Origin of the sequence: Pseudomonas sivasensis, assembly GCF_013778505.1 — a bacterium.
Taxonomy (GTDB): Bacteria; Pseudomonadota; Gammaproteobacteria; order Pseudomonadales; family Pseudomonadaceae; genus Aquipseudomonas; species Aquipseudomonas sivasensis.
The window spans coordinates 471,691-484,594 of sequence record NZ_JAAOWU010000002.1; the positions used below are offsets into that span (position 1 = coordinate 471,691).

A 12,904-nucleotide genomic window follows, 5' to 3' on the forward strand; every position below is an offset into this window, starting at 1 on the left:
GGGCAGCGCGCATCTTGCATTCGCTCCGAGGAATATCATGGCCCGCGTAACCGTTGAAGACTGCCTAGACCACGTGGCAAACCGCTTTGAGCTGGTCATGCTCTCTACCAAGCGTGCCCGTCAACTGGCCACTGGCGGCAAAGAGCCCCTGGTCCAGTGGGAAAACGACAAACCTACCGTTGTAGCCCTGCGTGAAATCGCTGAAGGCCTGATGAGCTACGAGTTCATCGCCAACGCTGAGATCGTTGAAGACGAACCGCTGTTTGCAGCGTTCGAGGACGAGTCCAACGAGGCCGTCTAAGCCTATGCCTGGTCGACGTAGCACGGCGCGGAGTCACAGCCTTCGGCAGGAGTTCACACTTTGCCGAGCATAGACGCCCTCGCCGATCGCTTATCGACCTACCTCGGCCCCGACCAGGTTAACCTGGTCCGCCGAGCGTATTTCTACGCCGAACAAGCCCACGACGGCCAACGCCGCCGAAGCGGTGAGGCGTACGTCACCCATCCTCTTGCGGTGGCGAATATCCTGGCCGACATGCACATGGACCATCAGAGCCTGATGGCCGCGATGCTGCATGACGTGATCGAAGACACCGGTATTGCCAAGGAAGCGCTCAGCGCGCAATTTGGCGAAACCGTGGCCGAACTGGTCGACGGGGTCAGCAAACTGACCCAGATGAACTTCGAAACCAAGGCTGAAGCCCAGGCGGAAAACTTCCAGAAGATGGCCATGGCCATGGCCCGAGACATCCGGGTGATCTTGGTCAAGCTGGCCGACCGGCTGCACAACATGCGCACGCTGGAAGTGCTGTCCGGCGAAAAACGTCGGCGCATCGCCAAGGAAACCCTGGAAATCTATGCGCCCATCGCCAACCGGCTGGGCATGCACGCCATTCGTATCGAGTTCGAAGACCTCGGCTTCAAGGCCATGCACCCGATGCGTTCGGCGCGCATCTACCAAGCGGTCAAGCGTGCCCGTGGCAACCGCAAGGAAATCGTCAACAAGATCGAAGAGTCGCTAAGCCATTGCCTGGCGATCGACGAAATCGAGGGCGAAGTCAGCGGGCGGCAGAAGCACATCTACGGCATCTACAAGAAGATGCGCGGCAAGCGTCGGGCCTTCAACGAGATAATGGACGTGTACGCGTTCCGGATCATCGTCGACAAGGTTGACACCTGTTACCGCGTTTTGGGCGCTGTACATAATTTGTACAAACCCCTGCCGGGCCGCTTCAAAGACTACATCGCGATTCCCAAGGCCAACGGCTATCAGTCACTGCATACCACGCTGTTCGGTATGCATGGCGTGCCGATAGAAATCCAGATCCGCACCCGCGAAATGGAAGAGATGGCCAACAACGGCATCGCCGCCCACTGGCTGTACAAGTCCAGTGGCGACGAGCAGCCAAAAGGCACCCATGCCCGCGCCCGCCAATGGGTCAAAGGCGTGTTGGAAATGCAGCAACGTGCTGGCAACTCCCTGGAATTCATTGAAAGCGTGAAGATTGACCTGTTCCCGGACGAGGTCTACGTGTTCACACCCAAAGGCCGGATCATGGAGCTGCCCAAAGGCTCCACGGCGGTCGACTTCGCTTACGCGGTGCATACCGACGTGGGCAACAGCTGCATCGCCTGCCGGATCAACCGTCGCCTGGCTCCACTGTCCGAGCCGCTGCAAAGCGGCTCAACCGTGGAGATTGTCAGCGCGCCTGGCGCACGCCCGAACCCGGCGTGGCTCAACTTCGTGGTCACCGGCAAGGCGCGTACGCACATCCGTCACGCCCTCAAACTGCAGCGCCGCTCCGAGTCCATCAGCCTCGGCGAACGCCTACTGAACAAGGTGCTCAACGGTTTCGACAGTGCTCTGGATAAAATCCCGCAGGAGCGTGTGCAAGCGATGCTCCACGAGTATCGCCAGGAAACCGTCGAAGACTTACTGGAAGATATCGGCCTGGGCAACCGCATGGCTTACGTGGTCGCCCGCCGCCTGCTTGGCGAAGGCGAGCAGTTACCAAGCCCCGAAGGCCCACTGGCAATTCGCGGCACCGAGGGCCTCGTACTCAGCTACGCCAAGTGCTGCACGCCGATCCCGGGCGACCCTATTGTCGGCCACCTGTCCGCAGGCAAAGGCATGGTCGTGCACCTGGACAACTGCCGCAACATCACCGAAATCCGCCACAACCCGGAAAAATGCATCCAGCTCTCGTGGGCCAAGGATGTCACCGGCGAATTCAACGTTGAGCTGCGGGTGGAGCTGGAACACCAGCGCGGCCTGATCGCCTTGCTGGCCAGCAGCGTCAACGCGGCCGACGGCAATATCGAGAAAATCAGCATGGACGAACGCGATGGTCGCATCAGCGTTGTCCAACTGGTGGTCAGCGTGCACGACCGCGTGCACCTGGCCCGCGTGATCAAGAAGCTGCGTGCCTTGACCGGCGTGATCCGCATCACCCGCATGCGCGCATAGCTGTTCAGATAAGTCATCGCCCCATTACAAGGAGTCATTCATGACCAAGACTGTTATCACCAGCGACAAGGCCCCGGCCGCCATCGGTACTTACTCCCAGGCAATCAAGGCGGGCAACACTGTCTACATGTCCGGCCAGATCCCCCTGGACCCGAAGACCATGGAACTGGTGGAAGGCTTCGAAGCACAGACCGTGCAAGTTTTCGAGAACCTCAAGTCCGTCGCCGAAGCTGCCGGCGGTTCGTTCAAGGACATCGTCAAGCTGAACATCTTTCTTACCGACCTGAGCCATTTCGCCAAGGTCAACGAGATCATGGGCAAGTACTTCGAACAGCCTTACCCAGCCCGCGCCGCCATCGGCGTTGCTGCTCTGCCAAAGGGCGCGCAGGTTGAGATGGACGCGATTCTGGTCATCGAGTAAAACACCCGGCGCAGCCCTCACAGGCCGCGCCGACTTCGTTTTAAAAGGATTTCATGATGCGCAAAGCGCTTGTAGCCACTTCGTTGCTCGCCCTGATGCTCGGCGGCTGCGCCAGCAACCCGGCCGACCTGGATGTGAGCGGCACCTGGATCAACCAGGTCGCCATCGATGCGGCAGCCAAAGGCGGCCCTTTGCGCGAAGCACTGCAGAGCTTTGGCCCGAACCTCGAGTGGGAGGTCAACTCCAAGGCGGCGCAGGCGCGCTACTACAACGGTTTTGAGGTTGCCGAAGGCAAGCTGCTCGGCGAGCAATCCGGCGCCTGGAGCGTGGATTTCTACGGCAGCTCCGCCACTGAGCTCAAGCGCAAAGGCAAACAACTGCTGCAAGTGGCGAACGACAATGAGCCCGAACAGCTGTTTGCTCGCGCCAAAGATCCAGCCCCGGAAGGTGCGCCACTGGGCGCGAACTTCGAACGCGCGCTGTATGCGGCCTATATGGGCGGCGACTGGAAGATCACCGACGGCTTCGGCAGCGGGGCCACGGTGCAATTCCAGTCTGACGGCAAAGTCGCCGGCTTACCTGGCGTCGATCGGTACTCACTGTGCCTGGCAGGTGATTGCGCATCCATGAGCGGCGGCTACGACAGCATGTGGCTGCAACTCAACGGCGTGGGTAACCCATGGATTTTTGCCCGCAAAGGCAAACAGCTGGAAATTTTCCAGGCGATCAACACTGCACAGACCGATGAGGTGCCTTCGTTTACGCCTGGGCCACGTCAGTGGTTGCTGGAAAAATAGTGATACAGAACAAAGGAGCCCAAAGGCTCCTTTTTCTTTAGCCTGCGCCACGGTTTCTTACCCTCAGAGATGGCTCCATGCGCGCATTGCTTACCTTCGGCCTGCTACTGCTTGGCGGATGCACCCATACGTCGCCGAAAACGGATATCAGCGGCATCTGGATCAACCAGACAATCCTTGATGCCGCTGCGTTGAGCCAATCGCTGAACACTCAGGGCTCAAATCTGGAATGGAATATCGATATCCACGCCGGCAAGGCGCAGGTGAGCAGCGGCTTCGAAATGGCCGAAGGCAACCTGTTGCAAACATCCCCTGACGCCTGGACCGTCGACTATGGCGGCTATAGCAGTGACGCACTGCGCCTCGACGGCAAACAGCTCATCCAACTGGGCAAAGAGCATATGAAGGAACAGGTGTTCAGCCGCCCTATCGACACCGCTAAAACCGAAGAAAGGTGGGGCAGCACTTTCAGGAGGGCCCTGAACGCAGCTTACATGGGTGGAAAATGGCGCATCATCGAGGGGCCAGGAACAGGTGAAACTGTAACGTTCACCGCGGATGGCCAGGTCTCAGGGCTTGCAAAAACGGACAGATACGAACTATGCCTGGACGGTGACTGCGCCTCCCAAGGCGCAGGCAATAACACCCTTTTCCTGACCAATGGAGACGTCGGTAATACCTGGATCTTCGTGCGCAAGGGCAAGCAGATGGAAATCCTCCAGGCAATCAACGGCGCGCAAAACGACGAAATACCCACGTTCACGCCCGGCCCGCGCCAATGGCTGCTAGAACAGCAATAACACAGATCCAACGGTGGGGAGGGGCTTCAGCCTTTTAGAATGGCCGCATACCCTTCTCGATAGCTCGGATACGTCGGCACCCAACCCAGCGCTTTGATGCGAGCATTGCTGCATTGCTTGCTACCAGCACGCCGCACGCTGGCGTCATCGGACCACTCCGTTACGCCCAGGTAGTCACGCAACCAGGCCACCACCTCGGCCAAGGGAGCCGGCGCATCGTCGACGCCGATATAGATTTTATCCAGCGAACCACCCTGCTCCACATGGCGCAACAAGAAGGCCAGCAAACCCGCCGCGTCGTCCGCGTGAATGCGGTTGCCATATAAAGGTGGATCGATCGCCACGCGATAACCCTGGCGTACCTGGGTCAGAAGCCACTCGCGGCCCGGACCGTAAATGCCGGTCAGACGCACAATGCTCGCAGGAATGCCGCTATTGAGTGCGACCTGTTCGGCCTCCAGCATGACCTGCCCGGAATAGCCCTTCGCCTTGGTTTCAGAGGTTTCGTCGACCCACTCGCCATTCAGTTGCCCATATACGCTACTGCTGGATACAAACAACAAATGCTTGGGTTCCTGACCGTAATCTTTTAGCCACTCCAACACATGCTGCAATCCTTGCACGTAGGCCGCGCGATAACCGGCCTCATCGTGATCCGTCGCGGCAGCGCAATACACCAGGTAATCCACCCCGCCAATAGGCCAGGTGTCGGGGCAATCCTTGTTGAAGAGGTCGCCGGCAATGCCGATCACGCCGTTGGGCAAACGCGAAATGTCGCGTCGCAGGCCATAAACCTCCCATTCCGAGGCCAGCAATTGGCTAGCCAGGCGACCACCCACATCGCCGCATCCGGCAATCACAACAGAAGGTGCAGACATCACAAAACTCCATTCTCAAAGGTCTAGGTTAGCCTTCTCGGCTGACCAGCGGCCAGAAAAAGCACAAATAAAGTTACTGTATTACTTTTGTTAACAAGAATTACTTGCAATAATGACCGCCCATTTGTCCTCGGCCGCCTAGGGTCTGGTAGGACGATCACTCATTTTTTCTTCTCAGGTCCGGCCAGCATGACACGTAATACCACCCCCGCTTCGCCAACCAAGCTTCACAGCCCGTCCCGCGCCTGGCGCGCGATTGCTGCGATGCTGTTCAGCGTGCTGCTGGCGCCGACCGCCGCATTCGCTGATGCCAACGCCCCAGCCACGCCGGCGGCCGTCGAGCAAAACGCTGCTGCCCCGGCCGCTCCAGCCGCCACCGATCCAGCCCAGGCTGCTGCCCCAGCCGCCACTGACGAAACTGGCGTCGTGCTGGAAGAAGACAACACCCTGGGCATGGCCCATGACCTGTCGCCGTGGGGCATGTACCAGAACGCAGACGTCGTGGTGAAGGCCGTGATGATCGGTCTGGCCATCGCTTCGATCATCACGTGGACCATCTGGATCGCCAAAGGCTTCGAGTTGCTGGGTGCCAAGCGCCGTCTGCGTACTGAAATCGTCCACCTGAAAAAGGCCACTACCCTCAAGGAAGCCAGCGAGAGCGCGACCAAAAAGGGCACCCTGGCCAATACCTTAGTGCATGACGCACTGGAAGAAATGCGCCTGTCGGCCAACACCCGTGAAAAGGAAGGCATCAAAGAGCGCGTGGCGTTCCGCCTGGAGCGACTGGTAGCAGCCTGCGGCCGTAACATGAGCAGCGGCACCGGCGTACTCGCCACCATCGGTTCCACCGCGCCGTTCGTCGGTCTGTTCGGTACCGTGTGGGGCATCATGAACAGCTTTATCGGCATCGCCAAAACCCAGACCACCAACCTCGCCGTCGTTGCCCCGGGCATCGCCGAAGCCCTGCTGGCAACCGCCCTGGGCCTGGTTGCTGCAATTCCTGCGGTGGTGATCTACAACGTCTTCGCCCGTTCGATTGCCGGCTATAAAGCCCAGGTATCCGACGCGTCGGCAGAAGTCCTGCTGCTGGTCAGCCGCGACCTCGATCACCTGCCTACCGAGCGCAGCTCGCAACCGCACATGGTGAAAGTGGGGTAATCGGCCATGGGCCTGCATTTGAATCAAGGCGATGATGAACTCGTCGAGAACCACGAAATCAACGTCACGCCGTTTATCGACGTAATGCTGGTACTGCTGATCATCTTCATGGTGGCCGCTCCCTTGGCAACCGTGGATATCAAGGTCGACCTGCCCGCGTCCAGCGCCAAGCCTGCGCCGCGGCCCGAGAAACCGGTGTTTCTCAGCGTCAAGGCGGACCAACGCCTGTTCCTGGGCGAAGAAGAAGTCAAAGCTGAAACCTTGGGCCAGGTCCTCGACGCCAAGACCCAAGGCAAGAAAGACACGACGATCTTCTTCCAGGCCGACAAGGGCGTGGACTACGGCGACCTGATGAGCGTGATGGATGCCCTGCGGGCAGCCGGCTACCTCAAGGTAGGCTTGGTCGGACTTGAGACGGCAGCCAAGAAATGATCACGACGCGCCACAAACTGACGCGTTATGGCACCAGCCTTGCCGTCGTGCTGGGCGTGCACGCCGTCGCGATTGCTATCGCGCTCCATTGGTCGGCGCCGCGCACTGTGCAGCTGCCGCCGGCCGCCATGGTCATTGACCTGGCGCCGATGCCAGCACCGCCGCCACCGGCTCCACCGAAAGTGGTCACGCCACCGCAACCGCCCGCACCGGTGGAAGAGTTGCCTTTGCCGAAACTGGCCGAGGCACCCAAGCCAACGATCCAGGTGCCCAAGCCGGTCAAGCCCAAGCCCAAACCTCAGCCGCCCAAGCCGGTAGAGAAAAAGATCGAGCCACCCAAGGAGAAACCTTCCGAGGATCCGCCGAGCGATGCTCCGCCGACCAAAGCGCCGGCCGAAAAATCGGCGCAGCCGGCTCCAGGCCCGTCGCCGCAGCAGCTTGCAGCCAAGGCCTCTTGGGAAGGCACCCTGCTGGCGCATTTGCAGAAGTACAAAAAGTACCCGCCAGGCGCCCAGGCCCGTGGCAAGGAAGGCCTGAACCGCTTGCGCTTCGTGGTCGATGCCGAAGGCAACGTGCTGTCCTACGAGTTGGTGGGCCGTTCCGGCAACGCTGACCTGGACCGTGCAACCCTGGACATGATCCGTCGTGCCCAACCGCTGCCCAAGCCACCGGCCGACATGGTGAAAAGCGGCAGTGTCGAGATCGTTGCACCATTCGTGTACAACATCGAAAAGCGTCGCCGCTGATATGACTGTGGCAAGGGGCAACCCTTGCCATTCTCAGCAAACAGCAAAATCCCCCGCTCAATCCCCAACAAACTTCTGATAACGTGCGTCTATCGATTGCAGCCGGTATGCTTGGCCCGCAACTTCATGGACGCCTGCTATGACTCTTACAGAATTACGCTACATCGTTACCCTCGCCCAAGAGCAGCACTTCGGCCATGCGGCCGAGCGTTGCCACGTCAGCCAGCCGACGTTGTCGGTGGGCGTGAAAAAGCTTGAAGACGAACTCGGTGTGCTGATTTTCGAGCGCAGCAAAAGCGCCGTGCGCCTTACCCCGGTGGGTGAAGGCATTGTTGCCCAGGCCCAGAAAGTCCTGGAACAAGCGCAAAGCATTCGCGAGCTGGCCCAGGCCGGTAAGAACCAGCTGACCGCTCCGCTGAAAGTCGGCGCCATCTACACCGTCGGCCCGTACCTGTTCCCGCACCTGATCCCGCAACTGCACCGCGTCGCACCGCAGATGCCGCTGTATATCGAAGAAAACTTCACCCACGTGCTGCGCGACAAACTGCGCAACGGCGAGCTGGACGCGATCATCATCGCCCTGCCGTTCAACGAGGCCGACGTGCTCACGCTGCCGCTCTACGACGAGCCGTTCTACGTGCTGATGCCCGCCTCCCACCCGTGGACGCAGAAAGACACCATCGACGCCGGCCTGCTCAATGACAAGAGCCTGCTGCTGCTTGGCGAGGGCCACTGCTTCCGCGACCAAGTGCTGGAAGCCTGCCCGACGCTGACCAAAGGCAACGACGGCGCCAAGCACACCACCGTGGAGTCCAGCTCCCTGGAAACCATTCGCCATATGGTCGCTTCCGGCCTGGGCATTTCGATCCTGCCGCTATCAGCGGTGGATAGCCATCACTACGCCCCCGGCGTTATTGCAGTACGCCCGCTCACTCCTCCGGTGCCCTTCCGCACCGTGGCAATCGCCTGGCGTGCCAGCTTCCCACGGCCTAAAGCCATTGAGATCCTCGCCGACTCGATCCGCCTCTGTTCGGTGGCCAAGCCGCCTGCTGCGAGCTAAGTAGCCGTATGACTGAGCTGTCGCAGGTGTCGGTGACGGCACTCAAGGGTGTCGGTGAAGCCATGGCCGAGAAGCTGGCCAAGGTCGGGCTGGAAAATCTCCAGGACGTATTGTTCCACCTGCCCTTGCGGTATCAGGATCGCACCCGCGTGGTGCCCATCGGCCAGTTGCGCCCAGGGCAAGACGCTGTCGTGGAAGGCACCGTCAGCGGGGCCGACGTGGTCATGGGCAAGCGCCGCAGCCTGGTCGTGCGCCTGCAGGACGGCACCGGCGGTCTGAGCCTGCGCTTCTACCATTTCAGCAACGCGCAGAAGGAAGGCCTCAAACGCGGCACACGCGTGCGCTGCTATGGCGAGGCGCGGCCCGGTGCCTCGGGCCTGGAGATTTACCATCCTGAATACCGCGCGATCACCAGCGACGAACCGCCTCCGGTGGACACCACCCTCACGCCGATCTACCCGCTCACCGAAGGCCTGACCCAGCAACGCCTGCGCCAACTGTGCACGCAGACCCTGACCATGCTCGGCCCGAAAAGCCTGCCCGACTGGCTCCCACTGGAGCTGGCTCGCGACTACCAACTGGCGCCGCTGGACGACGCAATTCGCTACCTGCATCACCCGCCGGCCGACGCCGACGTCGACGAGTTGGCCCTGGGTCACCACTGGGCCCAGCACCGCCTGGTCTTCGAAGAACTGCTCACTCATCAACTGTCCCAGCAGCGCCTGCGCGAAAGCATGCGTTCCCTGCGCGCCCCAGCGATGCCCAAGGCCACGCGCCTGCCTGCGCAATACCTGGCCAATCTTGGCTTCGCGCCGACCGGTGCCCAGCAACGTGTAGGCAATGAAATCGCCTACGACCTCAGCCAAAAAGAACCCATGCTCCGGTTGATTCAGGGTGACGTGGGTGCAGGCAAGACAGTGGTCGCCGCCCTCGCCGCCTTGCAGGCGCTGGAAGCCGGTTACCAAGTGGCGCTGATGGCACCCACCGAGATTCTCGCCGAGCAGCACTTCATCACCTTCAAGCGCTGGCTCGAACCCTTGGGCCTGGAAGTCGCGTGGCTGGCGGGCAAGCTTAAGGGCAAGAACCGCGCAGCGGCACTGGAGCAGATCGCCGGCGGCGCCCCGATGGTGGTGGGCACCCATGCGCTGTTCCAGGAGGAGGTGAAGTTCAAGAACCTGGCCCTGGTGATCATCGACGAACAACACCGCTTCGGCGTGCAGCAGCGCCTGGCCCTGCGCCAGAAAGGCGTGGGCGGTCGCATGAACCCGCACCAGTTGATCATGACCGCCACGCCGATCCCGCGCACGCTGGCCATGAGTGCCTACGCCGACCTCGACACCTCGATCCTCGACGAACTGCCGCCCGGCCGCACCCCGGTCAACACCGTGCTGGTCACCGATACCCGGCGTGTCGAAGTGATCGAACGGGTACGCGGCGCTTGTGCCGAAGGGCGCCAGGCTTACTGGGTGTGCACGCTGATCGAAGAGTCTGAAGAACTGACCTGCCAGGCCGCCGAGACCACCTATGAAGACCTCACCAGCGCCCTCGGCGAACTCAAGGTCGGGCTGATCCACGGGCGCATGAAGCCCGCCGAAAAAGCCGCCGTGATGGCCGACTTCAAGGCCGGCAACCTGCAACTGCTGGTGGCCACCACGGTGATCGAAGTCGGTGTGGACGTGCCCAACGCCAGCCTGATGATCATCGAAAACCCCGAGCGCCTGGGCCTGGCGCAACTGCACCAACTGCGCGGCCGCGTCGGCCGGGGCAGCGCGGCCAGCCACTGCGTGCTGCTGTATCACCCGCCGCTGTCGCAGATCGGTCGCCAGCGTCTGGGCATCATGCGCGAGACCAACGACGGGTTCGTCATTGCCGAAAAAGACCTCGAACTGCGCGGTCCCGGCGAAATGCTCGGCACCCGCCAGACCGGCCTGCTGCAATTCAAAGTCGCCGACCTCATGCGCGACGCCGACCTGCTGCCCGCCGTGCGCGATGCGGCACAGGCCCTGATGGAGCGCTGGCCGGATCACGTCAGCCCGCTGTTGGATCGCTGGCTACGCCATGGGCAGCAATACGGCCAAGTGTGACGCCTGACTCACTTAAGCGACCTACAAATGTATCAAGCTGGTTATACTCCGATGACTGTAAGAAATTGGATCAGGCCATGTCAGAAGTTGCCCTCGCCACAGCCCCGCTGACCGCCCCACCGGTCATCCGGGCTCTGCTCGCAAAGCTCGCCATCCCCTACACGGAAGTTGCTGAACACCCTGGCCTGAATCCTGCGCAAAAGGTGCAGGCTGTGCTGCTGGAAGATGCGGTGGGTGCACTGATGGTGCTGTTCCCCCAAAACCAGTTGCTCGACCTCAACCGCCTCGCAGAACTCACCGGTCGCCGCCTCATCGCGGTGTCGCCGGATCGCGTCAAGCGTATGCTGGACAAGCATGAGCTGAGCCTGCTGCCAGGCCTGCCGGCACTCACCAGCTCGCCGTGCCTGTACGAAGGCAGCCTGCTCGACGAGCCGAGCCTGCTGGTGCATTCGGGCGAGCCAGGGCTGCTGCTGGAGATCGCCAGCGATGCGTTCAAGACCATGCTCACCAAAGCCAGCGCTGCAAACTTCGGCGAGCCGCTGAGTAATATCCGACCGAACCTCGACCGCCCCAATGATGACCGAGAGGAAATCACCCAGGCGATGCAGGCGTTCACCGCTCGCCGTATCCAGCAGCGCCTGGAAGCGACTATCGAGATTCCACCACTGGCTGACACCGCGCAGAAGATCATCAAGCTGCGCGTCGACCCTAACGCCACCATCGACGACATCACCGGCGTGGTCGAGACCGACCCGGCCTTGGCGGCCCAAGTAGTCAGTTGGGCCGCGTCGCCGTACTACGCGTCGCCCGGCAAGATCCGTTCAGTAGAAGACGCCATCGTGCGCGTACTGGGTTTCGATCTGGTGATCAACCTGGCACTGGGCTTGGCCCTCGGCAAGACCTTGAGCCTGCCCAAAGACCACCCTCACCAGGCCACGCCGTACTGGCACCAGTCGATCTACACCGCCGCCGTGATCGAAGGCCTGACCCGTGCCATGCCCCGCGCACAGCGCCCGGAAGCAGGCCTGACCTACCTGGCCGGCCTGCTGCATAACTTCGGTTACCTGCTGTTGGCCCACGTGTTCCCGCCGCACTTCTCGCTGATCTGCCGCCACCTGGAGGTCAACCCGCACCTGTGCCACAGCTACGTGGAGCAACATTTGCTGGGCATCAGTCGCGAGCAGATCGGTGCCTGGTTAATGCGCTACTGGGACATGCCGGACGAACTGTCCACCGCCCTGCGCTTTCAGCACGACCCAACCTACGACGGCCAATATGCCGAATACCCGAATCTGGTTTGCCTGGCCGTGCGCCTATTGCGCAGCCGAGGGATTGGTTCTGGGCCGGATGAGGCGATCCCGGATGCGTTGCTGGAGCGCCTGGGGTTGAGCCGTGACAAGGCTGAAGAAGTGGTGGGCAAGGTGCTGGATGCAGAAGTGCTGTTGCGTGAGTTGGCGTCCCAGTTCACTCAAAACTGAATCTGTCGCCTCTCAGATAGCTATCGGGGGCGGTGCGACTTGCCCCCGATGAATCCAACTTGGTTTCCCTGAACGCCTACTTCTTTTTCTTCGGCTTCAAATACTTGGTCAACCCCTGGAACCAGATCACCAGCGCCGGGTTGCCCTTGATCTGGATCGACTTGTCCTGAATCCCCGTCATGAACGCCAGTTGCTTGTTCTTTGCCTGCAGCGTGGCGAAGCCGTACGCGGCATCTTTAAACGCAATGGCGAACGCCGGCGCAGGATGAACCCCTGAGCGGCTGGTAATACGTTGGTCTTTGACGATGAAGTGACGGGCAACCTTGCCGTCGAGGGTCTGCAACTGGAACGCCAGGTCTTTATCACCCAACTGTTGCTGGAAGGCGGGATTGGTTCGGCTGGCTTTGCCCATCATCAGGCCCAGCACCCAGAGGAGAAGACGAAATTTCATAAATGCACAGCCTCGGAATAATAAGGACTGGCGCAGTTTAGCGATTCGCCGGGAGAACGCCACTTCGTCATAGCAGAGTGGACAACTCAACACGCCTCTTAAGTGCTGACTAATGAGTCACTTTAAACGCTA

13 protein-coding genes are annotated in these 12,904 nt (G+C 60.8%); 11 read left to right on the top strand and 2 right to left on the bottom strand.

All coding sequences use genetic code 11. From position 1 onward, the window contains the following. Positions 1 to 37: 37 nt before the first annotated feature. The 5 genes from rpoZ (at position 38) to G9Q84_RS05800 (ending at position 4,485) form a co-directional block, all read left to right on the top strand. Complete coding sequence (gene rpoZ / locus G9Q84_RS05780) at positions 38 to 301, top strand: DNA-directed RNA polymerase subunit omega (protein WP_017735757.1); 264 nt, start codon at positions 38 to 40, stop codon at positions 299 to 301. Positions 302 to 361: 60 nt separating this feature from the next. Next, positions 362 to 2,467 (top strand): bifunctional GTP diphosphokinase/guanosine-3',5'-bis pyrophosphate 3'-pyrophosphohydrolase, encoded by a 2,106-nt coding sequence (gene spoT / locus G9Q84_RS05785; RefSeq protein ID WP_032884411.1) that lies wholly within the window; start codon positions 362 to 364, stop codon positions 2,465 to 2,467. Between the two features lie 40 nt (positions 2,468 to 2,507). Beyond that, a complete protein-coding gene (locus G9Q84_RS05790; protein ID WP_003176922.1) occupies positions 2,508 to 2,888 on the top strand; it encodes a RidA family protein in 381 nt (126 codons plus the stop codon). A 56-nt stretch (positions 2,889 to 2,944) separates the two neighbouring features. Beyond that, on the top strand, positions 2,945 to 3,685 hold the full coding sequence (locus G9Q84_RS05795) for a hypothetical protein (protein WP_099601755.1): 741 nt from the start codon (positions 2,945 to 2,947) through the stop codon (positions 3,683 to 3,685). A gap of 77 nt (positions 3,686 to 3,762) precedes the next feature. After that, positions 3,763 to 4,485, top strand: coding sequence for a hypothetical protein (locus G9Q84_RS05800; protein ID WP_181643012.1), 723 nt, complete (start codon positions 3,763 to 3,765; stop codon positions 4,483 to 4,485). 26 nt (positions 4,486 to 4,511) lie between these two features. Here the strand turns inward: G9Q84_RS05800 and G9Q84_RS05805 are convergent, their stop codons facing one another. Beyond that, positions 4,512 to 5,363: an SDR family oxidoreductase gene (locus G9Q84_RS05805; protein ID WP_122822538.1), complete on the bottom strand. Its 852-nt coding sequence runs from the start codon at positions 5,361 to 5,363 to the stop codon at positions 4,512 to 4,514. A 189-nt stretch (positions 5,364 to 5,552) separates the two neighbouring features. Between G9Q84_RS05805 and exbB the strand changes: the two genes are divergently transcribed. The 6 genes from exbB to G9Q84_RS05835 all read left to right on the top strand — a co-directional run bounded on the left by exbB (position 5,553) and on the right by G9Q84_RS05835 (position 12,321). Beyond that, complete coding sequence (exbB, locus tag G9Q84_RS05810; RefSeq protein WP_032884415.1) at positions 5,553 to 6,521, top strand: tonB-system energizer ExbB; 969 nt, start codon at positions 5,553 to 5,555, stop codon at positions 6,519 to 6,521. Between the two features lie 6 nt (positions 6,522 to 6,527). Further along, positions 6,528 to 6,953: a TonB system transport protein ExbD gene (gene exbD, locus G9Q84_RS05815; RefSeq protein WP_032884416.1), complete on the top strand. Its 426-nt coding sequence runs from the start codon at positions 6,528 to 6,530 to the stop codon at positions 6,951 to 6,953. After that, positions 6,950 to 7,699: a TonB family protein gene (locus G9Q84_RS05820; protein ID WP_032884417.1), complete on the top strand. Its 750-nt coding sequence runs from the start codon at positions 6,950 to 6,952 to the stop codon at positions 7,697 to 7,699. The genes exbD and G9Q84_RS05820 overlap by 4 nt, the downstream gene beginning before the upstream one ends. 139 nt (positions 7,700 to 7,838) lie before the next feature. Next, complete coding sequence (locus tag G9Q84_RS05825) at positions 7,839 to 8,759, top strand: hydrogen peroxide-inducible genes activator (RefSeq protein WP_003213305.1); 921 nt, start codon at positions 7,839 to 7,841, stop codon at positions 8,757 to 8,759. Positions 8,760 to 8,767: 8 nt separating this feature from the next. Further along, positions 8,768 to 10,843: an ATP-dependent DNA helicase RecG gene (gene recG / locus G9Q84_RS05830; RefSeq protein WP_181643013.1), complete on the top strand. Its 2,076-nt coding sequence runs from the start codon at positions 8,768 to 8,770 to the stop codon at positions 10,841 to 10,843. A gap of 77 nt (positions 10,844 to 10,920) precedes the next feature. Beyond that, complete coding sequence (locus G9Q84_RS05835; RefSeq protein WP_181643014.1) at positions 10,921 to 12,321, top strand: aminoacyl-tRNA deacylase and HDOD domain-containing protein; 1,401 nt, start codon at positions 10,921 to 10,923, stop codon at positions 12,319 to 12,321. 76 nt (positions 12,322 to 12,397) lie between these two features. Here the strand turns inward: G9Q84_RS05835 and G9Q84_RS05840 are convergent, their stop codons facing one another. Next, positions 12,398 to 12,772, bottom strand: coding sequence for a helicase (locus tag G9Q84_RS05840; RefSeq protein ID WP_069077358.1), 375 nt, complete (start codon positions 12,770 to 12,772; stop codon positions 12,398 to 12,400). Positions 12,773 to 12,904: the final 132 nt, after the last annotated feature.

Excerpts from the sequence above, each read along its gene's own strand:
- rpoZ (WP_017735757.1), top strand. The coding sequence starts at position 38 with ATGGCCCGCGTAACCGTTGAAGACTGCCTAGACCACGTGGCAAACCGC.
- G9Q84_RS05790 (WP_003176922.1), top strand. The coding sequence starts at position 2,508 with ATGACCAAGACTGTTATCACCAGCGACAAGGCCCCGGCCGCCATCGGT.
- G9Q84_RS05795 (WP_099601755.1), top strand. The coding sequence starts at position 2,945 with ATGCGCAAAGCGCTTGTAGCCACTTCGTTGCTCGCCCTGATGCTCGGC.
- G9Q84_RS05800 (WP_181643012.1), top strand. The coding sequence starts at position 3,763 with ATGCGCGCATTGCTTACCTTCGGCCTGCTACTGCTTGGCGGATGCACC.
- G9Q84_RS05805 (WP_122822538.1), bottom strand. The coding sequence starts at position 5,363 with ATGTCTGCACCTTCTGTTGTGATTGCCGGATGCGGCGATGTGGGTGGT.
- exbB (WP_032884415.1), top strand. The coding sequence starts at position 5,553 with ATGACACGTAATACCACCCCCGCTTCGCCAACCAAGCTTCACAGCCCG.
- exbD (WP_032884416.1), top strand. The coding sequence starts at position 6,528 with ATGGGCCTGCATTTGAATCAAGGCGATGATGAACTCGTCGAGAACCAC.
- G9Q84_RS05820 (WP_032884417.1), top strand. The coding sequence starts at position 6,950 with ATGATCACGACGCGCCACAAACTGACGCGTTATGGCACCAGCCTTGCC.
- G9Q84_RS05825 (WP_003213305.1), top strand. The coding sequence starts at position 7,839 with ATGACTCTTACAGAATTACGCTACATCGTTACCCTCGCCCAAGAGCAG.
- recG (WP_181643013.1), top strand. The coding sequence starts at position 8,768 with ATGACTGAGCTGTCGCAGGTGTCGGTGACGGCACTCAAGGGTGTCGGT.
- G9Q84_RS05835 (WP_181643014.1), top strand. The coding sequence starts at position 10,921 with ATGTCAGAAGTTGCCCTCGCCACAGCCCCGCTGACCGCCCCACCGGTC.
- G9Q84_RS05840 (WP_069077358.1), bottom strand. The coding sequence starts at position 12,772 with ATGAAATTTCGTCTTCTCCTCTGGGTGCTGGGCCTGATGATGGGCAAA.